The following is a 24,404-nucleotide window of genomic DNA, read 5'->3' as shown; positions in this document are numbered from 1 at the left end:
TAGGACGTCGCTAGGCAAAAGAAAGATCAGAGAATAAATTCTCTGGTCTTTTTTGTTGTCTCAAAGTAGGCTGTCCATGGAAAAGGACAGCCGTATATACTAAAACTCAAGAGCACTCCGAAGATCATTTAGGTAAGATTGACTTACTGGTAACTCACTTCCATCAATTAAAGTGACAATAAAATTTGATGTTAAATCACGTGCCATTTTTTTTATGAAATGTATATTTACAATGTAAGATCTATGGATACGAATAAAATATGATGGTAATCGTAATTGAAGTTCTTTAAGTGTAATACTTGTTTTATACTGATCCCCCTCTACATAAAACCATGTTTTTTTCTGTAGGCTTTCAATATGAGATATTTTATTAATTGCTACAGGATTCCATTCCTCCTGTTGCTTTCCAGTTAAAAATTGAAATGGTTCTGCTCTTTTTGCTGTAAATGATGACGGTAGGACAATGACGAGAGCAGCAGGCTTATTTTGAATGTATATGGGATAACCAATGCCATAATATGGCGTATCGAAAAGGGAATTATCTAAAATAGCATCTGTTTTTTTTTGAGTCTGTAACACTTGGTCGGCAATACTCCCAGGTAATACTTGTTGACCTATCTCTAAATGAATACTTTGGTGACCAGAGTGAAAATAAACATAAGCATTTTCAACAGCAATAGCAATGGATGAATCAGCAGGTATCCAGTCTTTCAACATAAAAATATATTGTTGTGAAATATCTTTTACGAAAGAATTTAACTCATTGTTCATTGTGAATATCCCCCTTGTTTGTAAACAGTCTTCCAAATTTCATCGTCAAAAAAGGTAGTTTTATCCTTAAAATTTGATCTTTTATCGAAAAATAATGAAAATTCAAATAGTCTGTTATATATTAATTTACAACAAATAAACCTGTTATGGAACAGATAATTAAAAGTTTTTTAACAGAGTATATTGTACACAAAGGGGAAGGTGGAATTTCAATATGTCAACTCGTCAAGAAAGAATCGAAGCTTTAGAAAAACAATGGGCTGAAAACCCACGTTGGGCTGGTATTGAACGCACATATTCAGCTGAAGAAGTTGTTAAATTACAGGGGACAGTAGTAATTGAACAAACACTAGCACAAAAAGGTGCTACTCGACTTTGGAATTCATTACATGAGGAACCGTTTATCAATGCATTGGGGGCATTAACGGGGAATCAGGCAGTACAACAAGTAAAAGCTGGATTAAAGGCTATCTATCTATCAGGCTGGCAAGTAGCTGCTGATGCAAACCTGTCTGGTCAAATGTATCCTGACCAATCATTATATCCAGCTAACTCTGTACCAGCAGTAGTAAAACGAATTAATCAAGCGCTTCAACGTGCAGATCAAATTGATCATGCTGAAGGACGTGTTGATCAATTTGATTGGTTCGCGCCAATCGTAGCAGACGCAGAAGCAGGTTTTGGTGGGCCTCTAAACGTATTCGAGCTTGTAAAAGGTATGATTGAAGCAGGAGCAGCGGGTGTTCACTTAGAAGATCAATTAGCATCTGAAAAGAAATGTGGACACCTTGGAGGTAAAGTATTACTTCCAACACAAAATGCTGTTCGTAACTTAGTAGCTGCACGTTTAGCAACAGATGTAATGGGTGTAGATACAATTTTAATTGCACGTACAGATGCTGATGCTGCTGATATGGTTACATCAGATATTGATCCACGTGATGCAGAGTTCATCACTGGTGAACGCACACCTGAAGGCTTCTTCCGTACAAAAGCTGGAATCAAACAAGCAATTGCTCGTGGTTTAGCTTACGCTCCATATGCAGATTTAATTTGGTGTGAAACTTCTAAACCATCACTTGAAGAAGCTAGAGAATTTGCTGAAGCTATTCATGCTGAGTTCCCAGGTAAAATGCTTGCATACAACTGCTCACCTTCATTCAACTGGAAGGCAAATCTTTCAGAAGAAGAAATTGCAGAGTATCAACGTGAACTTGGTAAGTTGGGTTACAAATTCCAATTCGTTACTTTAGCAGGTTTCCATGCACTTAACCACTCTATGTTTGAGCTTGCTCATGACTATAAAGATAATGGTATGGCTGCATATTCTAAGCTACAACAAGCAGAATTTGCTTCTGAGTCTAAAGGCTATACAGCTACACGTCACCAACGCGAAGTAGGTACTGGATACTTTGATGAAATCTCTCAAGTTATCTCTGGTGGTACTTCTTCTACAACAGCAATGGCAGGTTCTACTGAAACGGAACAGTTTGTATAAGTCGTAATTTAAATACGTGTTTTCCTAAATTCATAATCATAGAATAGTCTCCTCCGCTCCTCCTAAAGCGGGGGATGACGAAACTAAAATGGCAAAGGTGGGTAAACAGCTAATGGAACAAGCAACGACAGGTAAGCTTAAAATTGTTGGAGAACAAAATGAGCAAACTAATGAAATTTTGACACCTGAAGCTCTTGAATTTGTTCTTGCTCTGCACGAAAAATTTGATGCTCGTCGCAAGGAGCTGTTGGAGGCTCGACAAGAACGCCAAAAACGACTTGATGCGGGAGAGAAGCTGGATTTCCTACCAGAGACAAAGCATATTCGGGAAGGTGATTGGGTAATCGCACCACTTCCAAACGACTTACAAGATCGCCGTGTTGAAATTACAGGGCCAGTTGATCGGAAAATGGTTATTAATGCGTTAAATTCTGGAGCAAAAATGTTCATGGCATGCTTTGAAGACGCATCTTCTCCGACATGGGAAAATATGATTGGCGGTCAAATTAATATGCGTGATGCTATTAATAAGACGATTGAGTTTACACAAGAATCCAATGGTAACACATATAAATTAAATGATGAGACAGCAGTGCTGTTAGTTCGTCCACGAGGTCTACACTTGCTTGAGAAGCATGTCCTGGTGGATGGAGAGCCGATTTCTGGCAGTTTCTTTGATTTCGGTTTATATCTATTCCACAATGCCAAAAACGCACTTGCACAAGGTACAGGGCCATATTTCTATCTACCAAAACTTGAAAGTCATTTAGAGGCTCGACTATGGAATGATGTCTTTGTGTTTGCTCAAGATTATATTGGTATTCCACAGGGGACAATAAAAGCTACTGTATTAATCGAAACGATTTTAGCTGCGTTTGAGATGGATGAAATTTTATATGAGCTACGTGAACATTCAGCTGGTTTGAATTGCGGTCGTTGGGATTATATTTTCAGCTATATTAAGCGTCTACGCAATCAAGCTGATGTTATTTTGCCAGACCGTGGGCAAGTAACGATGACAGTACCTTTTATGAAAGCCTATACATCTTTATGTATTCAAACATGTCACAAGCGAAATGCACCAGCAATGGGCGGAATGGCAGCTCAAATTCCAGTTAAAAATGACGATGAGGCCAATGCAGTGGCATTTGCAAAGGTGGCAGAAGATAAACGTCGTGAGGCAACAGAGGGGCATGACGGTACATGGGTAGCACATCCTGGTATGGTTGCAACAGCGATGGAGCAATTTGATGCTATTATGACAACGCCTAACCAAATTCATAAAAAGCGTGAGGATGTACAAGTATCTGCCGAAGATTTAGTAGCTGTACCAGAAGGAACAATAACAATTGAAGGTCTACGTATTAACTGTAGTGTTGGTGTACAATATATTGCTTCATGGCTTCGAGGTAACGGAGCTGCACCAATTAATAACTTGATGGAGGATGCTGCAACAGCAGAAATCTCTCGTACACAAGTATGGCAATGGATCCGTCATCCGAAAGGAATCTTAGATGATGGACGTGGTATTACACTAGCATTTGTTTTAGAAATATTGGAAGAAGAACTTGTGAAAATTAAAGAGGCTGTTGGGGAACAAGCTTATAACAGTGGTCGCTATGAAGAAGCTGCTGAACTGTTTAAATCCTTAATTGAACAAGATGAATTTGCGGAATTCTTGACACTTCCAGGGTATGAAAAATTAGCGTAAAATACAAGTCTACTATCCAACATATCAAACTTTCCTAATAACTATCTAAGGATTGCACTCGAGTACAATCCAGCCTATTCCACTAACATAACGTGACGGGGTCTGTTCCCCCGTTTAGAGAGATGAGCACGATTGAATTAAAAGGGGTCTATAAATAAAAGTTAAGAGATTTTAAGGGGTAAAGATGTCTTACTAGCTTAGATGGGGAGCAGTAAGGCATCTTTTATATAGTACATCCGCGTAACTACTTTTTTAGTTACGCGGTTTTTCTATGCTAATTTACTACGGCTAGTACAAAGCCGTCATACCCTTTGACACCCACTGTTTGTATAGCCGTTGCTTCAATTCTTGGGTTTGCTTTTACTAAATCTATAAATTCTTGTACGCCTCTAACACGTTCATCCTCACTATTTTCATTAGTTACCTCACCATTACGTACAACATTATCTGCAATGATAAGAGCGCCAGATTTTGCTAATTTTAAAGCCCACTTCAAGTAAGCGGGGTTATTAGGTTTATCAGCATCAATAAAGATAAAGTCAAATAATAGTCCAGCGTTTTTTAAGTTTGGTAATGTATCTAGGGCATTTCCTACAATGACCTCAACCTTTAGTCCATACCCTGCATTCGCTATATTTTGCTTGGCAACTTTGGCGTACTCTTCATTAATTTCTAATGTCACAACTTTTCCTGCCTGAGGAAGAGCTTGGGCTAAACAAATACTGCTATAGCCTCCAAGTGTGCCGATCTCTAAAATATTTACCGCACTTTTCATTTTTGCGAGTAAATATAATAGTCTCCCTTGAGTAGGAGATACATCAATCTCTGGAATACCTGCAGCTTTATTAGCCTGTAGTGCAGTATTAAGATGTTCGTTTTCTGAAAGGAGCTTAGTCATGAAATAGTCATCTACGTATTGCCAAACATTTAATTCTGTCATTATACAGTCCTCATTTCATTATGCTTTAAAGTGCAAGCTTGCCAATCAAGTGTATGATAGAATGAATCATAATAAAAATATATTATTATTATTAATACATAACTAAAGATTATGAATTGAGGTTAAATCATGAATAGTCATGGCTTAAAATTGTTTTATCAAGTTGCGGTTACAGGCAGTTTTACAAAAGCTGCAGAAATGCTATGCATAAGTCAACCTGCAGTTTCAAGTCAAATCAAACGTTTTGAACATGAAATTGGAGTCCAGCTATTTCAACAACAGGGACGTGGTGTAGTACTTACTGAATTCGGTGTGACACTAGCAGAAAAAGCTCAAAATCTTATTGCTCTTGAGCAACATATTGAAACATTTATAGAAGATTATCGACTTGCAAGAACTGGGAATTTACACATTGTTGCAACTTTCTTACCTGCTAATTTTTTAATTCCTAAATGGGCGGCTACTTTCAAGGCTGCTAATGAACAGGCGAATTTAATGATTACAACAACCAACACAAAGGATGCCTTTGAACAGTTAATAAACTATAAAGCGGATATGGCTATTTACGGTGGGGGAATGTCTGAAAGACCTAAGGAAATAGAGTGGGAGGAATTATATGAGGATGAATTATGGTTTGTAGTATCGCCAAATCATCGCTATGCACATCAATCTATTACATTAGTTGAAATGTTTCAGGAGCCTTTTATTATGAGAGAAGTAGGTAGTTCGATGAGGGAGCATCTTTTCTCATTATGTCAAACATACCAAGTGAGACCACCAAATATCGCACTCCAATTTAATGGTATTCATGAAACCATTCGCTCAGTCATGGCGGGCTATGGTGCAAATTTTATTTCTTCTCTTGCGGTTAGAGAGTATGTAGAGAGTGGGCAATTGGCGAGAGTTTATGTGAAGGATATACATGCCATTAAACATAAAATTGCAATTTGTACAAGGAATAATGAGAAGCAGAATTTACTTGTGCAAAGATTTATTGAAACCATAAAAAATTCCCCCATTTAAACATTTGAATCTCATGCAAGGTGGAGAGAAATTTGTTATATTAGTTGTATAACAAATGTGGAGTTGATAAACATGTTTATTCAAATAGAATTTCAATCAGACGTACCTATTTATGAGCAGGTAACACGTCAAATGATCGAAGGAATTGCTAGAGGAGAAATGAAGCCAGGTGATACTTTGCCGTCTGTGCGGAGTTTAGCTGCCGATTTAGGTGTTAATATGCATACTGTTAATAAGAGTTATCATGAATTAGAGGCGAAAGGGATTATTACCATTCGGCCAAAATCTGGAGCTATTATAAGTTCAGCAGAGGCGAGAGCTTTATCACCTGAGCAACTACGACAAATCGAAAAGAATTTAAAACCTGTTGTGGCAGAAGGAATGGTGCTCGGTGCAACAGCTGAACAAATTGAGCACATGATGAAAAAAGTATTTGCTGATTTGCAAATTCCAGCAGAGGGAGTGTAGCAAAATGCTACTTGGCGTTTTTATAACCATTTACATCATGACATTAGCTTTGCAAATAGTCGTTCCCTATATTGTAAGAGAGACTATCGTTTTTGGAGTCACAGTGCCTGATCAAATTATTAAGCATCCCATCTTAGCTCAGTTGAAAAAACAGTATGTGCGGTTCGTAGGGGGAACAGGGATAGTTTTTCTAATCATCATGATTATAAGTTACAATCAATTTTCTCCTTCTGAAGCTATTCAAAGTATTGTTTTATTAAGCTGTTTGTTTAGTATGCTTACAGTAAGTATGGCGTTGTATTGGATAAATCATCAAAAGGTATCGAAGTTGAAAAAACAAGAGCAGTGGGGTGCAAATATTAAACAAGTACGGGCAGTGGATTTAACTGCAAGAAGTCGTGATGAAATGCTTCCTTGGTCTTTTTTTGCTGTACCATTAGGAATATCCGTATTTTTGATCATTTACACATACCTTCATTACGATCTCATGCCAAATGATATAGCAGTACATTGGGGGCCGAGTGGTGAAGCGGATGCATGGAGAAACAAGACCTATTTTACGGCTATTTCACTGCCACTGGTAATGCTAATGATGCAATGTATGATGTGGGGAATTACCGACTCCATTAAACGTTCTGCAATTAAATTAGCTGTAAATCGCAAAGAGGAATCGTTGGAGGATCAGCTAAAAACACGAAAATACATGAGTTGGCAAATACTACTGATAAGTTCTGCATTAACAGCTTTATTAACAATTTTACAATTAAGCAACATCTATCCTTCTATGACAGTAGGCTATAAGCTATTACCAGTATTTATTTTGTTCTTAGTTGTTTTGCTGGGTTCATTACTGATATATGTGGTGAATAAGTATAAACATAAAGTACGCTATGAAGCAAATATAGATTCCCAGGTAATGGACGTGGATGAGGATCGTTATTGGAAGGGCGGCTTAATTTATATGAATCGACAAGACCCATCCGTTTTTGTGGAGAAACGCTTCGGGGTAGGATGGACCATGAACCTTGCCAATCCTAGAGGCTATATTGTGATTGGTTTACCTTTTCTCTTATTGCTGTTGATTTCTATATTTTCGTTATAAAATAATAGTAATTTGTGATGAAAAAATTCGTTCTATATGATCGGATTTTTTCTTATTAACTGGAGGTGGGCAGATGAAGATCCTTGTTGTCGATGATGACGTTCATATTTTACAGCTAGTCAATATTTATCTTACAAAGGAAGGCTACCAAGTGCTACTTGCTGAAAATGCAAAGCAGGCACTAGCCTTACTCGAAGGGAATCTGCCTGATTTAGCTGTTGTCGATGTGATGATGCCAGGAATGGATGGTTTTACACTAACAGAGTATTTAACTCAAGATTATGATATTCCTGTTTTATTATTAACAGCAAAAGGTGAGCTAGAGGATAAAGAACGTGGCTTTTTAGCAGGATCTGACGATTATGTTGTAAAGCCCTTTGAACCAAAGGAATTATTATTTCGTATAGCTGCAATTTTGAGGAGATTTGATAAAAAAAATCAAGTAACCATTCAAGTAGGTAAACTAGTAATTGACCGACGAAGCTTTGAGGTTGTAATAGGGGAAAATACACTTATATTACCTTTAAAGGAATTTGAATTACTGGCTTTGTTAGCATCACGCCCCCATCAAGTATTTACTCGTAGCTATATTATGGAACAAGTATGGGGCTATGACTATGATGGAGATGAGCAAACGTTAAATACGCATGTGAAGCGGATTCGTGAAAGATTAAACCGATATGACACGGCTGTTGAAATTACAACAGTAAGAGGTGTTGGCTATAAGCTAGAGGAAACAACATGAAAACGTTATATAGTAAATTTGTTGTAACAACAATGCTAGTAATGATCGGAAGCTTATGTATGGGCTTTTTGGTAACGAATACCTATTACCATCAAGTTGTAAAAGAAAAAAATGATGCGAAAAATGTTAGCATAGCACAGGATATAGTGCATTATATTGAGACAAACAAACCAGAAGATTTAAATAGCTATCTAACAACCTTGGGTGAAATCGGCTATCAAATATATGTGACAACTGGTGAGGAGGGGCATTTTTTTGGCGGTCCATATCGTGATAAAACATTGTCAACATCTGTTGTGGAGCATGTTTTAAATGGGCAAACCTATCATGGTATGCGAGATTTTCCTAAAGAAACCTTTGTAACAGGATTTTTTGCTAACGAACTGAATAATACAATTGGTGTGCCATTTACCTATGAAAGCAAGTCCTATGCACTATTCATAAGACCAGATATTCGTTTATTGTTTTCTGAGGTGCATACAATACTTGCAGGATTAATGTTGGTTATGACAGTACTGAGTCTTCTTGCCATGCTACTATTTGCTAAAGCATTAATTCGCCCCATTACGAAGTTAACAGCAGCCACTCAACAGCTAGCGCATGAAAAATTTGATACAGTTCTAGATATTGATCGTGCAGATGAAATTGGTCAATTAGCATCAAGCTTTAATAGGATGACCGAGAGATTACAGGAAAATGATCGTACACGGAAGGAATTTATTAGTAATGTATCACATGATTTTCAGTCGCCTTTATTAAATATTCAAGGGTATGTAGATTTACTGAAAAATCCTTCCCTTACTGAACAGGAAAGACAGGAATATGCAGCAATCATAGAGCTAGAAACAAAACGCCTATCTATATTAACCAAGCAATTATTATTATTAACTTCCCTTGACCAATCGACAAGAATTGTAAAACGAGAGTCTTATCGTTTAGATGAACAGTTAAAGGAAACCGTACGAAAGTATCGTTGGCAAATGGAAGAGTCACAGCTTCAAATATCATATAAGCTTGAGCAAATTATTTTTGATGGCGATGCAGGGCTTTTACAAAATGTATGGGATAATTTACTGACAAATGCCATTAAATATAATGTAGAGGGTGGGCAAATACATTTGTATTTACAGAAAAAGTCCACCTCACTTGAAATCCTAGTTCAGGACAGTGGGATAGGAATGACTGAGGATCAATTAGCGAAAGCATATGACCGTTTTTATCGCGCCGATGCGTCTAGAACCAAGCAAGGGACAGGGCTAGGCTTAGCGATTGTCAAACAAATTGTTGAGCTACATGGAGGGACCATACAGATGCAAAGTACGATGCATGCGGGCACAAAGGTTTATATCCATCTACCAATTTTGTCATAAGGAGTTCATATAAAGTTCATGTTCACACGATAAACTGCTACTTAGTTGAAACACAACTAGGGGGAGTTATCGTATGGAACAAAAGTGGAGCATACGTCTTATTCGATTAGCGGCAATTTTTGCTTTAATCGGCACATATTTAGGTTCACATATGTCGGGATCAGGTAGCTATGAATATAGACCGATACATGCACATATTTTACTGGTCGGGTGGCTTAGTATGTTTGCCTGGGGTATTTTTTATAGAGCCTTCAAAGTGAAATCTCAAAAATTAGTAACCATTCATGGTTGGACAGCTATTGTGGGTGTTCTGGGCTTAACGTTAGGCATGTGGTTTTACAATATAAATCCATTTAATTTTGGTAGCACTTTTACATTAGTCTTCTTTATTGTAGGAGGAACTACACTATTAATTAGCTTTGCTTTATTTATTGTTGTAACATTTATGATTCAACAACAAAAGGATACTAGCAGTCTTTAATAAAACCTACCGTGTCATTCGTGATGCGGTAGGTTTTAAAATATTTATTTAATTTCTTCAAGTGACTTTTTCAGCCATCTTGTCGCCTCTTGATAGTCTTGTGCAACACCATGCCCTTTTTTGTATAGCATACCAAGCTGGAATTGGGCTTTTTGATGCCCTTGATTAGCAGATAGTCGATAAAGCTGGGCTGCCTTTGCAAAGTCCTTTGGTACGCCCTGTCCATGAATGTGCATTTGGGCTAATTGGTATTGTGCTTTCATATGTCCTTGTGACGCAGCCTGTTCAATCCATTTAGCTGCCTCTGTGTAATCCTGCTCTACCCCTTTACCTTTATCAAATAAATTGCCGAGTTGATACTGCGCACCTGTATGGCCTTGAATGGCTGCTAGGCGATAACATCTGCGCGCCTCTTCAAGATTTAAGGCTACCCCTAATCCCTGTTCATATAGTAGACCTAATTGATATTCAGCTTGAATATGTGATTGATCAGTTGCTGCTCGCCACCATATCACGGCCTCCTTATAATTTATAGGAACACCATTTCCAGATGTCAGTAATAGGCCAAGCTCATACTGAGCATCTGCATAGCCTTTTTCTGCCGCAGACCTAAAATATGACATTGCTTTGGCTGGATCTTGAAGCTGATATACATATAGACGTCCTAGCTCGAAGCCAGCGCTGATATGGCCATTGTCAGCAGCTAGCAGTAGCCACTTTTCTGCTGACACAAGATTCTGTTCTTTTTCATACAGCAGGCCAAGACAGTATTGAGCATTTAAATGTCCTTTATGTGCCGCTAGCTTGAACCATTTTAAAGCTTCTATATGATCTTCTATCATTCCTTGCCCAGTATTATAGAGCATGGCCAGTTGAAACTCTGCGTTCACATGGTCCTGTAAAGCAGCCATATGAAACCATTTTGCCGCTTCTTCTTGGTTTTGGGGAATACCACGCCCTTTTAGATGCATATAGCCGAGATTGTATTGAGCACTTGCATCTCCAGTTAAGGCAGCCATTTTGAAATAAGCAACGGCTTTATCATAGCTTTGCTCCACACCCGTGCCATTATGATAAAGGAAGCCTAGATTGTTTTGGGCACTTGTATTACCTTGATTGGCTGCTAAGGTATACCACTTGGCAGCTTCGTTAAAATTTTGAGATAGGCCTAAGCCTTGATTATAGAGTACACCTAAATTGTATTGAGCGTCAGCATTCTCTAAATCAGCAGCTATTTGGTAATGTCGTGCAGCCTCTAGATAATCCTGTATAACACCTTGGCCTAGATGATAAAGTACACCGAGGCTATAGTGAGCATTTGCGTCATTTTGTGCGGCAGCTCGTTCATACCACATTTTTGCAAGCCGATAGTCCCTTTCCACCCCTCGACCATGATTGTAAAGAGCACCTAAGTTATATTGAGCACTTGCATCTCCGTTCTGGGCAGCTACTTCAAACCATTTGACAGCATGTTCGTAAGCCTCTTGAGACTGCTCATGCTGAAGTATATTTTTATCGAATATTGAAGGAAGTTCTGTGACATGAGAAGACATGCGGTTCGATTTGAAACTACGATCATAGCGCTTCATAAACCATTCAACAATATCGCTAAGATAATCTAAAACAATTTTAGCTGCTTTGGCTTCTACAATGTCATTACTAGTATGGCTTGTCATTTTATGAATTAGATTCATCAATAAATAAATCCGACGAGGATGAATTTGCGCCACAAAACTTCGATTATTTAATAGCATTCGGACATTTTTGAGTTTAGGTTCGGTATGCATTTCCAATCGGTAAATCTCATATAAAATTTCCTCTAATACAAGAAGTGACTTCTGTAAGGATTCTGCTGGGGTTGAAATGGCGAGCAAACTAGCATCCTGTAAATTTTTAGCTAATATTGTGAAGGACAGCTGTCTTAATTTTTGACATTGTTCTTCAAGATTTTCATAATGCATGACGAAAGTACTCACCTCTTTCAGTTAATTACCTCGGCGTCGTTGCAAGCAATTTCCTATTCAACCTTTTTACAAAGCGCCTCTTCATCTCTTTGTTCATATATCGGAGAAAAATCGATATTATTGATATGTTTTAATGGGATTCATCAGTTGAATTGTTGCTGTTACATGATACTATTTGATATAAGGGAGATTCGTAGATACGGAGAACCTGTCAGCCTTTAGGTGGGGGATCGAAATGAAAAATATTGCAGCTATTATACCAGCATATAATCCACAACAATCACTCATTACCTATGTACATCAATTGTTAGCAACGACTATTACACAAATCATCATTGTCAATGATGGGAGTGATCAAAAATATAAAGATATTTTTGAAAACCTAGATAAAATTGAACGCTGTCAAGTACTACAGCATGATTGCAATATTGGTAAGGGTGGCGCACTTAAGACCGCCTTTGCATATATACGAGAACAACAAGCGAGGTGCCATGGTATCCTTACAGTTGGGGCCCATGGGCAACATACTTTACAAGATGTGAAGCTTGTTTTAACGATGACAAAGGTGTTTTCTGAAGGGATTGTGCTAGGTGTACGTAACTTTCGTTCAACTGATAGTACATTTCTTTCTTACTGGGGAAATCGTGCAACAAGCTTATTTTTCGAGATACTGTATCATAAGAAATTAATGGATACACAAACAGGTTTACGTTATATTTCCATCAATGAGTTGCCTTGGTTAATGAAAGTAAAAGGTGAACGCTATGATTATGATACAAATATGTTAGTTGCTGCACTTAAAAGAAAGTGTCCAGTTTTCGAAGTTGAAATTGGGCAATTACGTATAAAAAAGAATTCAATAATTCAGTACGATGAAATAACAAACGCTGGTACCATTATTACGAGAATGCTCATAAATTATCTAAAGCCAAGGAATAGTAATGGCTAGGTTTAAATTTAAAATAATGAGCTAGGATAAAGAATAACGATCACTCATTAGAGCGTAGCGAGTATAAGAGAAGGAGCAATGTATATGGAATATTCAGATCAAGTGAAAAATCGTGTGAAGCGGATGGAAGGACAGCTACGTGGCATTTTGAAAATGATGGAGGAGGAAAAAGACTGTAAGGCAGTCATTACACAATTATCAGCAGTACGCTCTGCTGTAGACCGTACAGTTGGGGTTATTGTTAGTACAAACCTATTGGAATGTGTACAGAATGCTGAAGGGGATGGCGAAAAAATGAACGAAGCCATTCAGGAAGCAGTTAATTTAGTGGTGAAAAGTAGATAATTTTCTAAACTCCTGAACAATTACAGAATCTAAATCGAAATAAAACTCACTATTAATTAGGTGAGTTTTATTATTTTGCAAAAAAATAGTTATATTCGCTAATTATATTTTATTATTAGGTATTTTATATTATATAAAATTTAATATATTTTTAGTTAAAAGTCTTAGTTAGTGAACTTGTATGATAGCTTAGTAGGTACATTCTTTGCTATGCTAAATAGTGAAGAAAGAATCAAAGGGAAGGTGATGAGTGATGAAAAAATTATTGTTATGTGGTGCGGCTTTATTGATATTAAGTCCAACTGCGGTCTATGCAAAACAAACAGAAAATACCTCCCAAATTTATCCTATGGTTGCTAACTCAACAGTAGCAAATTGGGATCAATTAACAGAAGAACTTGCAAAGCAAATACAAAACTTTGAGACCGATATAAAAATTACGTATACAGGCAAAATAGGCGACCTCAAAAAAGAAATGATGGACGCACTTGAAAAAGCTAAGCAACAAGCTGTTTATGCAAGTGGACATATAGAAAGTACCATGGTTTCCGCAGATTCTCTAGGGAATGTAACGTATAAAATGAAGTACCTGACAAATCAAACTCAAGAAGTAGCTGTACAAAAAAAGATTAATCTAATATTGAAAAATATTATCAAACCTTCTATGACAGATTTCCAAAAAGTAAAAGCTATTAACGATTATATTGTATCCAATACTATGTACGGGACTAAAACTAAGGCAAGTCCACATAGTGCTTATGCTTTGTTTTTTGAAGGACAGGCTGTATGCCAGGGTTATGCATTGGCAGCACATGCTATGTTAGAGCAGTCTGGGATAGAGACAAAATATGTTGTAGGTTTTGTAAATGGGAATGAGGCACATGCTTGGAATTTAGTAAAGGTTGATGGGAAATGGTATCATTTGGATACAACATGGAACGATCCTTTGCCAAATCGCGTTGGTGCGGCGTCCTATGACTATTTTTTAGTGTCGGACAATCAAATTAGCAAAGATCACACTTGGATTAAAGGAAATTATCCTCCTGCTACAAGCACTAAATACAGTTATTTGCTTAATGTTCATTTCGCACATCAGTTAAATAATATTGTTTATTTTAGTAATACTGCAGATAACGATAAACTGTATAAGCTTGATATGACTAGTGGTAGCAAGTCAAAGGTATTAGATAAACGTGCGTTGTATATTACAGGGACTAATCAAAACCTATATTATAGTGATTACAGTAACGGTGGGTATTTGACAAAGCTAGATTTAAAAACGTTAAAAGCTGAGGTGCTAGTGAAGCAGCCAGTAACAAATTTAAAGGTTAGTGACAATTATTTAATGTATAATGTCCAGACAAAAGAACATAAACTTAAAATTAATTAAGTCAACAAACAAATATTAACAAGCACAAATGGACCCTTAAGTGAGTTCTTTGTGCTTTTTTTGTATATAATGTAAAGAAGACGGTTGGAGGTGAGGAGTTTGTGGAAGAAATTAGCTATAATTGCCATTATTATTATTTTTATTGATCCTATTTATACGGCTGGTAAGGCTGTTGTTCAGCAGGTGGTCGATTGGACAAATAATGATGAAATAGAAACTATGCTACTTTCAACAAAAGAGAAGATCGTAGATGTTACTGCAAGACTTTCAGATAATGCCTCAATTGAAACAGCCCTACCTATAGAAGATGTCCATGAAGCGGAGGTAGCCCCTACAGCTCCACCTATTCAGAAACCTGAAACAAAGTTAGTCGTGACAAATGCCAAGGAACTGGCTGATGCGATGTATGCGTACTATAATAGCTTTTCACCAAAGTTTGAAATTCAATATAAAGGGAATACACAGCGAATTGAACAAATTGTAGAAGAGGCCTATAACAATGCTATCAAACGCGATGACTATGTTTACGGCCATGTAAGTAAACATTCAATTCGATATGAATATGGGCGAAATAAAGCAACTATTTTTGGAGAACAGAGCTATTTAATGACGCCAGAGCAGGCGGCATATGTAGAGATGAATGTTCAAGAAATTATTGCTAAGATTAGTAAAAAATCTATGACGGATGTAGAAAAGGTACGAGCTGTCAATGACTATATTGTTGCCAATACTTCCTATACAGAACAAACGAATTCTAGCCCACACAGCGCTTATACCGTTCTTGCCGAGCACGGGGGAGTATGTCAGGGATATGCTTTACTTGCCCACTCTATGCTTCAAAAATTGGGTATTGAAACAAAATATATCGTAGGCTATGTAGGTCAAGAGGGACATGCGTGGAATCTAGTCAAGCTGGATGGACAATGGTATCATCTCGATACGACATGGAATGATCCAGTACCAGATCGTAAGGGCGCAATACGCTACCAATACTTTTTAGTAGATGACCGTACAATGGCGAAGGATCACACGTGGATTGCTGAAGACTATCCAAAAGCAACAAGCACACTGTATAGTTATTATCATGATATAGACTTCCCAGCACAGGTTGGAGACCAATTGTTTTATAGTAATATTGCAGATGACAATAAGTTATATGTACTAGATATGAAAACTGGTAAAACGAAGCGTGTCACAAATTCCCGTGCACAATATATCGTTTATTCGGATGGTTGGCTCTACTTTAGTAATTATTCCCGAGGGGCGTATTTAACAAAGATTCGTCCAGATGGTAGTGGAGAAGAGGTACTAAATAGGGAGGATTCGAAGGATTTATTTATAAAGGATGGGTATCTCTATTTTACGACGAATGAATTGAAGAGACTGGCACTTTAAAAACAAGAAAAGGGCAATGACTTATAAACAGTCATATGCCCTTTTTGTTCGTTCAATTAAATAAGTAATAGGCTGATGCTGACAAAGGGTAATGTCCACTTGAGGATACATGAAGGTTATTTCCTCTGTAAAGATCTTTAAAATGAGTGGATTATGCTTGATGGCACCACCATTACAATATAGAGTAAATGGTGTATTCTGATAGTTAATTTTTTTCAATACAGCGTTTGCTAGAATAGCTAGTTCGTGGGCTGCTTGTTGAGATATTTCGATGGCACAAGCATCTTTTTGCTCGACTGCCTTTGCCACAAAGGAACCCATCTTGGCCAGTTGTGCATTGGTATAGGAAGGGCGGAATAGCCATTCAGCGAGCTCTGTAACATCTTGTATACCTAAAGATTGATAGACGGCTTCCTTTAAGATTGTTGGTTTCCCACGACCATCCTCCATTTTAAATATAGCTCTTACGACTTCCTGCCCTAACCAATACCCACTTCCCTCATCGCCAGCCCGATGTCCCCAACCCCCTACACGTACAATCCGCTGCCCATCAAAGGCATAGGCAATAGCTCCTGTTCCAGCGATGAGTAGTGCACCTGCCTGTCCAGCAGTCACACCTAATAGTGTGGCCTCCGCATCATTTTCAATAATTAGTGTATCGATTTGTAACTGTGTGGTCTGAAGAGCATTTTGAACAATGGTTACGACGGTTGCATGATCCTTCGGAGAATCAATGCCAGCTAAAGCAAAGGTAGCTACAGCGATTTGAGAATTAGGATACTTTTGCAAAAATGTTTCAACATTTGCTAAAAGCTCTTGTAAAATTGCTGTAGCTGATTCAACACCAATGGCTTGATAATTAGAGCCTTTAGCGGATATAGAATATTCAATGTCACCAGATTCAGCATGAACAACTGCACATGCTGTTTTTGTCGCCCCACCATCAATAATTAATAACCATTGCTTCATTGATTCCATTCCTCTAGAAAGGCTGTTAGTTCTTTTTCTGCTTCAATAATGGAACTTTCCTTTAAGCGAATCCATTCATAAAAATCATGGGCATTCAGTTTGGAGCGTTCAAGGGCAGCTTTCATAGTGGCTGGAGCGGGTCCACCTAGTAATGTTCGTATACCAACAAAAGATTCTGGTTTTAATGTCTTATAGAAATCCTCTTCTGAAATAGTTAATTCCTTGCCCGTGATCAATTTCGATTGTGTATTTGCAAGTCCCCATGTAAGACTAGCTAATGATTCCTCTCCATGAGCAAGTAGAACCTTAATACATTTACTAACAATACTATGTGCTTGACGGAAGGAAATGCCCTCTGAACGGACTAATGTATCAGCGAGCTCAGTGACATTCGCAAAGCTATTTTCAGCGCGATTTTTTAACTTCTTCTTATTGACATCCATTGTAACAACAAGCGAACCAAACAACTTATAAATACCAATTAAGCGGTCAATGGCACGCCATAAATAAGGCTGCATATCATCCTCAGTGTCTACGATATCGCCAAAAGGTGTATTATGTACCATCTGTAATACTGTACTTGCATCTCCTACAACCGCAGATAGTAATGAGCGTGTATGTTCTATAGAAACAGGATTACGCTTTTGAGGCATAATAGAGCTTATTTGCACATATGGACTTGCGAGTGTAAACGCATTAAACTCCTGAGTAGCCCATAATAAAAAATCTTGAGAAGTACGGCCAAGATTGAGTGCTGCAAGCTGTACAATACTTGCAGCCTCAGCTATATAATCTGCTCCTGCAACCGCATCCCATGCATTTTCGATAATATCATCAAAGGCTAGTAGATCACGCATACGTTCTCTACTAATATTAAAGCCTGTCGTTGTTAAGGCAGCGGCTCCCATACTGCTACGATTGACGGTTTTATAGACATGCTGCATTCGTTCAAAATCACGCTCTAGCTGATCGATGACGGCCTTTAAATAATGGGCGAAGGTTGTAGGCTGGGCCTGCTGTGTATGTGTGTAGCCAATCATAATGGTATCGATATGTTCCTCTGCAGCAGCGATTAAATCATCACGTAATGTTAGTAACTCGCGCATTAATAGTAATAATTTTTTTCTTAATGTCATTCGATAGATGGCAATACCCATATCATTTCGGCTTCTGCCAATGTGAAGATTTCCAGCAACATCACCAGCAAGCTCTATTAATTTATTTTCAATGCGGAAAAATAAATCCTCATATTGGGGACTGTAATCCTCTAAACGATAATAATTTAAGTCAATTTTTTTTAGAGCTATCCCAATTTGCTTTGCTTCATCTTTTTTTACAAGTCCTTGTTCTTCTAACATTTTTAAATGAGCAATATTGATTTGTAGCATAATTGTTAAAAAATTTTTTTTTGCCTCATCATAAGCTGGCTGTAAAACGATTTTTCGATAGATGTTAGAAGGGAATATCATCCCATCTTCCAGCTGTGTTTTATTGCGAAAATCTTCAAACATTGTCATGGCCCCCTAATAGATTGGCAGCTAAATGGCTGTACCAGCACTGCCTTTTGATAGTTTTTCAGAAATAATAAGGACAACTAAAATTAAACAAATTTGTAAGACACCATAAGCACAGGCGGTCCCAAATTTAAATGCATATAATTTTTGGAATATCGCTACAGACAATGGAATAGTGGATGTACTGTAAATTAGAATGGATGCAACGAATTCACCAAAGCTTTGCACGAGGGCTAAGAGTGTCCCTGCTAAAATCCCGGTGAATGTTAAAGGCACGACAATACGTCTAAATGTATACCACCAGTTGGCTCCTAAGCCACGTGATGCCTCTTCAATCGATTGATCTAGCTGTACAAGAGAGGCGGATGTTGATCGAAAAACAAGTGGTAAATGTCGAATAAAGTAGGCTAATGGCAAAATCCAAAATGTCCCGATCAATACTTGATTAAAACTAAAGATACTTTCTGTACTAAAAGCAGCAATTAAATTAACAGCAACAACTGTTCCTGGCAAAGCCCAAGGTACCATTATCAAAATATCGAGCAAGGTTTTCCCTTTAAAATTTAAGCGCACCATAGCATAAGCAGCCGCGACACCAAAGATAATATTGCCCAGTGTTGCAATGACACCCATTTGAATGGAGTTCCAAATAGGTCGCCATGTGCGCTCATCGGTAAAAAGGGCAATATAATGATCAATTGTATAGTCGGTCGGGAGAATTTGCGTTTTCCAAGCGCCATCCACAGAAAAAGAGATCAATATCAACACTAAAATAGGCAGTATCAATATTAATGTGCCAACAAAAGAAGCGATTGTTGCGATAATTTTTACCTTTTTTGAGGATACCTCTGAACGATGAACACTAATTCCCTTACTTAGATTTTGATAATTTCTGCGATTTTGATACCAGCGCATAATGATTAAAAAAGTGATAGATACAAAAGATAATATCATCGACTGTGTCGCAGCCATCTCAAGATTACCATTTGTACGTGATAAATAAATTTGCATCGTCATAGTACGCTCTACACCAAACATCAAAGGTGCAGTATAAGAAGCCATAGAAATCATAAACACCAATAAGGATGAGGCAACAATAGAAGGTGTGAGCATTGGTAAAATAACCTTTGTCCATACGCGAATACGCCCTGCACCCAGACTAGTAGCTGCCTCTTCAAGAGCAGGATCAAGCCCCTTAATAGCAGCAGAGGCAGTCAAATAGAAGTACGTATACATTGTGAATGTATGAACAACGATGACGCCCCATATTCCCTTCAAGGCAAAAGGAACGTGATCCAACCCAAATAGATGCTGAAAAATTCGTGGGAAAATCCCGCTATCACCATATAAAAATGAAAAGGATAAAACACCTACTAGAGGAGGAAGTGCCATTGGAACCAAAACTAAAACAGACAATATCCGTCTCCCAGGGAAATTATAGCGTTCTAGTAAAAAGGCCATTGTTACCCCAACAAGTGCACAGCAAATAACACTGATAAATGAAATATAAATACTGGTCCACAAGGCCTCTAAATTTGCTGGACTAGCTATATCAAAAAATTTCTTATAGTGCAAGAATGCTTCATCGCCAGCAAAGCTTTGGATGAAAGTTTGATAGAAGGGGTAAACCACATAGGCGAATAACACTAAAAATAATGGCGATATTAAAACATAGACAAACCAATTAGCATGAAAAATTCGCGTCCACGTACTTTCAGACTGTTTCTCCATATTGGCTTCCTCCTATTCCCCTAAAAAGTATAGTGAATCTTGTGCCATATGGATTGTAATATCTTCACCGATCTTTTTGATTTGGTCATAAGAATTAATAAGCATTACTTTAAGTGAGAACGCAGTAAAATCTACAATATAATTAACGCTAATGCCTGTGAATTCAACAAATGTAATTTTTCCTGTTAATGTGTTTTCACCAGTTCCAAGTTGAATCGATTCTGGACGAATAGAAATAAATACTTTGTCTCCAATCATATGCGTTAAAGAGGGAGAGCTTTGTTGCTTTCGCCCAGTTAAATTATGTCCATTCACTGTTCGTACTTGTACATTTTCCCCATCAATAGCTTGGATTGAGCATTCAATTAAATTAGTTTCACCAATAAAATTTGCCACAAAACGATCCTTGGGTTGATGATAAATTTCCTGAGGAGTACCAATTTGTTTGATATAGCCATTTTCCATGACCATAATTCGATCCGACATAGACATGGCCTCCATTTGATCGTGAGTAACGTATATCGTTGTGACTCCAAGCTCAGATTGGATTCGTTTGATTTCAATACGTGTTTCCTCACGCAATTTTGCATCTAGATTGGATAGAGGTTCATCAAGCAATAAAATATCTGGCTCTATCACGAGTGCTCTAGCTAAAGCAACACGTTGCTGCTGTCCACCAGATAGCTCATTTATTTTTCTGTTGCCGTAAGCAGCAAGATGCACTTGGCCTCTAATTCGATCAACCTTGTGCTGAATCTCAGCTTTTGAAAATTTTCGAACTTGTAAACCAAATGCAATATTCTCATCAACTGTCATATGGGGGAAAAGGGCATAATTTTGAAATACCATGCCGATATTGCGCTTATTGGGCTGAAGTCGAGTGACATCTCGCTCATCAAAAAGAATTTTGCCTTTAGTAGGGTAATAAAAGCCTGCAAGCATCCTTAAAGTGGTTGTTTTGCCACAGCCGCTAGGACCGAGAAAGGTAAAAAATTCACCAGCTTTTATTTCAAGATTTAAGTCTTTCACGCCATACACTTGACCAAATTGCTTCGAGACATTTTCAATTCTGACACTTCTCAATCATTAGCTCCTCTCTAACAAAGAATCTAGATGATACAGGAAGGTAAAAATTCGCTGTATAAGCCGAATTTTTACCCGTTCTACTATTTACCGCGCCCTTTAATATTGTTATCCCAGTATTCCATCCATTCTGCTTCTTTGTCAGACATTAGCTGCCAATCAATATCAAATGTTTTTAAATCTAATTCCTGATACCATTCTGGCATGGAGGCTTTGTCGATATCAGAACGTGTAGGAATTTGATAGTAATCATTAGCTAATTGTGTTACCATCTCTTTTTCAAATAAAAACTCTACAAATAGTTTCGCATTTTCTAGGTTTTTCGCATTGTTTACAACTGCTACACCGTCTACTAAAATAGGTGCTCCACTTTTAGGATAAATATAATCAAAAGGATAATCTGTCGTATATTTTTTTAACAAAATATCTTGTAGATTCCATAGGGAGACACTGCCTTCTTGACGTGTTAGCTTTAAATACAAGGCATTAGGGTCTTGTGTGTACTCCTTTGTATTGGCATCTAATTGTAGTAACCATTCATAGCCTTTATCTGGTGAATCTGCATCTTGCCGTACAATCATGGAAGAATAAATCGTACGCATTGTGCCTGACGCCAGTACACCTCTGATTAAAATTTGATCCTTCCATTTAGGATCTAATAAGTCATCCCAGTCCTGTGGACCAGTTTCTTTTGTTAGTAAATCACTATTAATCATAATTACTTCTGGTAACAGCATCTCGCCGAACCATCGTCCTTCAACATCTTTGTGTGTAGTATCAATAGCGTCAATAAAGCTCGGCTGCCAAGCATGTAGTAAGTCTTCATTGGCGCCAACAATGAGCGCTGATTGGGTTCCGCCCCACCAAAAATCTGCTTGAGGATTGGCTTTCTCTCCACGAAGACGTTCTAAAATTTGTTGAGCACCCATCGTTAGAAATTCTACTTCAATGTCTGGATATTTTTCATTAAACTGATCGATCACATTTTGCACCATTTCTTCGTCACGTCCAGTGTAAATTACTAGCTTGCCTGAAGGCGACGTTGCTGCTACTTCTGTTTTTTTACCATCCGATGCCTCGTCATTATTTGCTGCATCATTTGTAGAATTTTGCTGATCTTTGCCATTACAAGCAGCTAAAACGAAAAGCATTAACATAAGGAAAAAACCAAGAATATAGGCTTTTTTCATCAACTTCCCCTTTCTTAAAGTAAGTTACTTGCATATTGCAGTATAATACCGAAGGGGAACATTAATGTTAGAATTATTAAAAAATTACATTTGCATTCATCATAGCGAAGTGCATAATGGTAAGCAATGGCATTTCATTAAAGTTCAAAAAAACTCCTTAAAAAGGAATCATTCCATTTTTAAGGAGTTTTTTGTCGTTTTATGAATGTACTTCTAATAAGCTATCCTTTTGTTGACGTTGTGCAACAATGGTTGGCAGCATCATACCAGCAATCACCAGTACAATCCCGATAATTTGTACAGCAGTTAAAGGTTCATGCAAAACAATAACGGAAACAGTAACAGCCACTGGTAATTCAATGGCACTTAAAATAGAAGCAAGCGCACCACCGATTTTAGGGATAGCAATTGAAAATAGATAAATCGGTAAAATGATACCGAAAAGACCTAGTGCTAGTCCGTATTTCCACAGGCCTTGCATGAATAGTTTACCGTTCCAAATAACCTCGGGGCTTAGGAAAATACTGATCAAAATAAGGGCTACAGAGGAAACGATTAATACCCTTGATGTGGTAGTCACGCCCTCGACGGGTCGAGAATTAAATTGAATAAAACATGCAAAAGTAAAGGCTGCTGTAAAACCGAATAGCCATCCTTGAATAGGAATGTCACTTAAATCTACATTTAATACACCTGCAGCTAGAATCGTTCCTATAAATAAGATAACGATTGAAATTACTTCAGGTCTACTTGGTAATCTTTTATGGAGGGCACAATCAATCAGTAGACCAATCCATGTAAATTGGAATAACATGACTACTGCAAGAGAAGCAGGAAGATACTTTAAAGATTCTCCGTACACGATACCTGTTGTCCCTGTAAAAATTCCCGCGCATATTAAAATAAGTAAGCCCTTCTTGGATGGTCTTGGTAATTTTCTGTCAGTAAAAATAAAGATGGATATTACGAGTAAAAAGCCAATAATATATTGGCTTGATACAGCCTCCGCTGATGTAAAGCCATGCTGCATAGCTACTTTGACAATAGTCGACAAGATCCCGTAACTACTAGATGCAATAACAATCAAAAGAGGGTAAATCAAATTGTTTTTCATATATTAGTTATTCACTTCCTAAAACTGTTTAACCATATGGTGAAAAGGCTCATCAATAATTGACCAAGGCTCCGTAATAACAAATCCTAGTCGTTCATAAAGACGGCGAGCTTCTTCTTTTTGGGTTTCAACATTTAATGATAATTTTGTATAGCCACGCTGCTTTGTCAGCTCTTCAGCAAATTGTAATAGCAATGTTCCGATTCCTTTACCACGTGCAGCTGGTGCAACACAAACTGTATCAATGTAAGCCTCATCTTCATGGGCTTCTTGGTCAATAACAATGGATGGCGCATTTTTTGCTTCAAGCCATTTAACAAGGTTAGCGTCCATGTGAACGGCTTGTTCGCCGTGATAATAAACGAGAATCCCCAAAATCTGTTCATTTTCAGTAGCGACAAAAGTATTTAAATAAGAATGTCGATTGTCTTCTTGGTGAAAAAGAACAGTCAGCTCTTGTATAACAGCCTCCGTTGATTGCTCACCAGTTAAGCGATTAGCAATATCGCCAATGGCGTCGATAATTAAAGGCACAACGGCATGGGCATCTTGTGGTTGCGCTTGTCGAATTGTAATACTCATTTTGATAATCCCTACCTTTCTATAGGCAAGTATAACAAAGATAGGGGATGACTCAAGTTATCCATCCGC

Annotated in this window: 22 protein-coding genes; 12 read left to right on the top strand and 10 right to left on the bottom strand. The window is 37.8% G+C overall.

Going from position 1 to position 24,404, the window contains the following annotated elements; genetic code table 11:
• Positions 1-99 precede the first annotated feature (99 nt).
• Entirely contained in the window at positions 100-771 is a 672-nt protein-coding gene (locus C7B89_RS02100; protein WP_115673088.1) for a LytTR family DNA-binding domain-containing protein, read from the bottom strand.
• Positions 772-985: 214 nt separating this feature from the next.
• Between C7B89_RS02100 and aceA the strand changes: the two genes are divergently transcribed.
• Together aceA and aceB are read left to right on the top strand one after the other, a co-directional pair.
• Positions 986-2,269, top strand: a complete 1,284-nt coding sequence (aceA, locus tag C7B89_RS02095; RefSeq protein ID WP_004233046.1) for an isocitrate lyase — start codon at positions 986-988, stop codon at positions 2,267-2,269.
• A gap of 112 nt (positions 2,270-2,381) precedes the next feature.
• Positions 2,382-3,980 (top strand): malate synthase A, encoded by a 1,599-nt coding sequence (gene aceB, locus C7B89_RS02090; protein WP_115673087.1) that lies wholly within the window; start codon positions 2,382-2,384, stop codon positions 3,978-3,980.
• Between the two features lie 274 nt (positions 3,981-4,254).
• On the opposite strand, the gene C7B89_RS02085 is transcribed toward aceB, so the two are convergent.
• Positions 4,255-4,920 (bottom strand): O-methyltransferase, encoded by a 666-nt coding sequence (locus C7B89_RS02085; RefSeq protein WP_054548491.1) that lies wholly within the window; start codon positions 4,918-4,920, stop codon positions 4,255-4,257.
• A gap of 129 nt (positions 4,921-5,049) precedes the next feature.
• Between C7B89_RS02085 and C7B89_RS02080 the strand changes: the two genes are divergently transcribed.
• The 6 genes from C7B89_RS02080 to C7B89_RS02055 all read left to right on the top strand — a co-directional run bounded on the left by C7B89_RS02080 (position 5,050) and on the right by C7B89_RS02055 (position 10,109).
• Positions 5,050-5,943 (top strand): LysR family transcriptional regulator, encoded by an 894-nt coding sequence (locus C7B89_RS02080; protein WP_054548490.1) that lies wholly within the window; start codon positions 5,050-5,052, stop codon positions 5,941-5,943.
• A gap of 72 nt (positions 5,944-6,015) precedes the next feature.
• Positions 6,016-6,411, top strand: a complete 396-nt coding sequence (locus C7B89_RS02075) for a GntR family transcriptional regulator (protein WP_115673086.1) — start codon at positions 6,016-6,018, stop codon at positions 6,409-6,411.
• 4 nt (positions 6,412-6,415) lie between these two features.
• Positions 6,416-7,513, top strand: coding sequence for a DUF1648 domain-containing protein (locus tag C7B89_RS02070; protein ID WP_115673085.1), 1,098 nt, complete (start codon positions 6,416-6,418; stop codon positions 7,511-7,513).
• A gap of 73 nt (positions 7,514-7,586) precedes the next feature.
• Positions 7,587-8,258, top strand: a complete 672-nt coding sequence (locus tag C7B89_RS02065; protein ID WP_048395929.1) for a response regulator transcription factor — start codon at positions 7,587-7,589, stop codon at positions 8,256-8,258.
• Positions 8,255-9,628 carry a sensor histidine kinase gene (locus C7B89_RS02060; RefSeq protein WP_115673084.1) on the top strand — a complete coding sequence of 458 codons (1,374 nt, stop codon included), beginning with the start codon at positions 8,255-8,257 and terminating at the stop codon, positions 9,626-9,628. Before C7B89_RS02065 ends, C7B89_RS02060 begins: the two co-directional genes overlap by 4 nt.
• A gap of 73 nt (positions 9,629-9,701) precedes the next feature.
• Complete coding sequence (locus C7B89_RS02055; protein WP_115673083.1) at positions 9,702-10,109, top strand: hypothetical protein; 408 nt, start codon at positions 9,702-9,704, stop codon at positions 10,107-10,109.
• Positions 10,110-10,153: 44 nt separating this feature from the next.
• On the opposite strand, the gene C7B89_RS02050 is transcribed toward C7B89_RS02055, so the two are convergent.
• Positions 10,154-12,070, bottom strand: coding sequence for an SEL1-like repeat protein (locus C7B89_RS02050; RefSeq protein ID WP_115673082.1), 1,917 nt, complete (start codon positions 12,068-12,070; stop codon positions 10,154-10,156).
• Between the two features lie 238 nt (positions 12,071-12,308).
• On the opposite strand from C7B89_RS02050, the gene C7B89_RS02045 reads away from it, so the two are divergent.
• The 4 genes from C7B89_RS02045 to C7B89_RS02030 all read left to right on the top strand — a co-directional run bounded on the left by C7B89_RS02045 (position 12,309) and on the right by C7B89_RS02030 (position 16,152).
• Complete coding sequence (locus tag C7B89_RS02045; RefSeq protein WP_048395935.1) at positions 12,309-13,022, top strand: glycosyltransferase family 2 protein; 714 nt, start codon at positions 12,309-12,311, stop codon at positions 13,020-13,022.
• 84 nt (positions 13,023-13,106) lie between these two features.
• Entirely contained in the window at positions 13,107-13,367 is a 261-nt protein-coding gene (locus C7B89_RS02040; RefSeq protein WP_004233098.1) for a metal-sensitive transcriptional regulator, read from the top strand.
• Positions 13,368-13,620: 253 nt separating this feature from the next.
• Entirely contained in the window at positions 13,621-14,757 is a 1,137-nt protein-coding gene (locus C7B89_RS02035) for a transglutaminase domain-containing protein (protein ID WP_054548560.1), read from the top strand.
• Positions 14,758-14,856: 99 nt separating this feature from the next.
• The gene (locus tag C7B89_RS02030) at positions 14,857-16,152 is read left to right on the top strand and encodes a transglutaminase domain-containing protein (RefSeq protein ID WP_048395800.1); all 1,296 of its coding nucleotides are present in this window, start codon (positions 14,857-14,859) and stop codon (positions 16,150-16,152) included.
• 21 nt (positions 16,153-16,173) lie between these two features.
• Here the strand turns inward: C7B89_RS02030 and C7B89_RS02025 are convergent, their stop codons facing one another.
• The 7 genes from C7B89_RS02025 to C7B89_RS01995 all read right to left on the bottom strand — a co-directional run bounded on the left by C7B89_RS02025 (position 16,174) and on the right by C7B89_RS01995 (position 24,335).
• A complete protein-coding gene (locus tag C7B89_RS02025) occupies positions 16,174-17,121 on the bottom strand; it encodes an N-acetylglucosamine kinase (protein ID WP_115673081.1) in 948 nt (315 codons plus the stop codon).
• Positions 17,118-18,632, bottom strand: a complete 1,515-nt coding sequence (argH, locus tag C7B89_RS02020) for an argininosuccinate lyase (RefSeq protein WP_115673080.1) — start codon at positions 18,630-18,632, stop codon at positions 17,118-17,120. The genes C7B89_RS02025 and argH overlap by 4 nt, the downstream gene beginning before the upstream one ends.
• Positions 18,633-18,659: 27 nt before the next feature.
• Entirely contained in the window at positions 18,660-20,366 is a 1,707-nt protein-coding gene (locus C7B89_RS02015; RefSeq protein ID WP_115673079.1) for an ABC transporter permease, read from the bottom strand.
• A 12-nt stretch (positions 20,367-20,378) separates the two neighbouring features.
• Positions 20,379-21,449 carry an ABC transporter ATP-binding protein gene (locus C7B89_RS02010; RefSeq protein WP_066038451.1) on the bottom strand — a complete coding sequence of 357 codons (1,071 nt, stop codon included), beginning with the start codon at positions 21,447-21,449 and terminating at the stop codon, positions 20,379-20,381.
• 83 nt (positions 21,450-21,532) lie between these two features.
• The gene (locus tag C7B89_RS02005; RefSeq protein ID WP_112117038.1) at positions 21,533-22,639 is read right to left on the bottom strand and encodes an extracellular solute-binding protein; all 1,107 of its coding nucleotides are present in this window, start codon (positions 22,637-22,639) and stop codon (positions 21,533-21,535) included.
• Positions 22,640-22,838: 199 nt separating this feature from the next.
• The gene (locus C7B89_RS02000; protein ID WP_115673078.1) at positions 22,839-23,753 is read right to left on the bottom strand and encodes an EamA family transporter; all 915 of its coding nucleotides are present in this window, start codon (positions 23,751-23,753) and stop codon (positions 22,839-22,841) included.
• Between the two features lie 18 nt (positions 23,754-23,771).
• Complete coding sequence (locus C7B89_RS01995; protein WP_066038452.1) at positions 23,772-24,335, bottom strand: GNAT family N-acetyltransferase; 564 nt, start codon at positions 24,333-24,335, stop codon at positions 23,772-23,774.
• Positions 24,336-24,404: the final 69 nt, after the last annotated feature.

This window comes from Lysinibacillus capsici, from assembly GCF_003367505.1.
Taxonomy (GTDB): domain Bacteria; phylum Bacillota; class Bacilli; order Bacillales_A; family Planococcaceae; genus Lysinibacillus; species Lysinibacillus capsici.
Note: the sequence above shows the minus strand (reverse complement) of the source record. Positions and strands in the feature narration are given on the sequence as shown.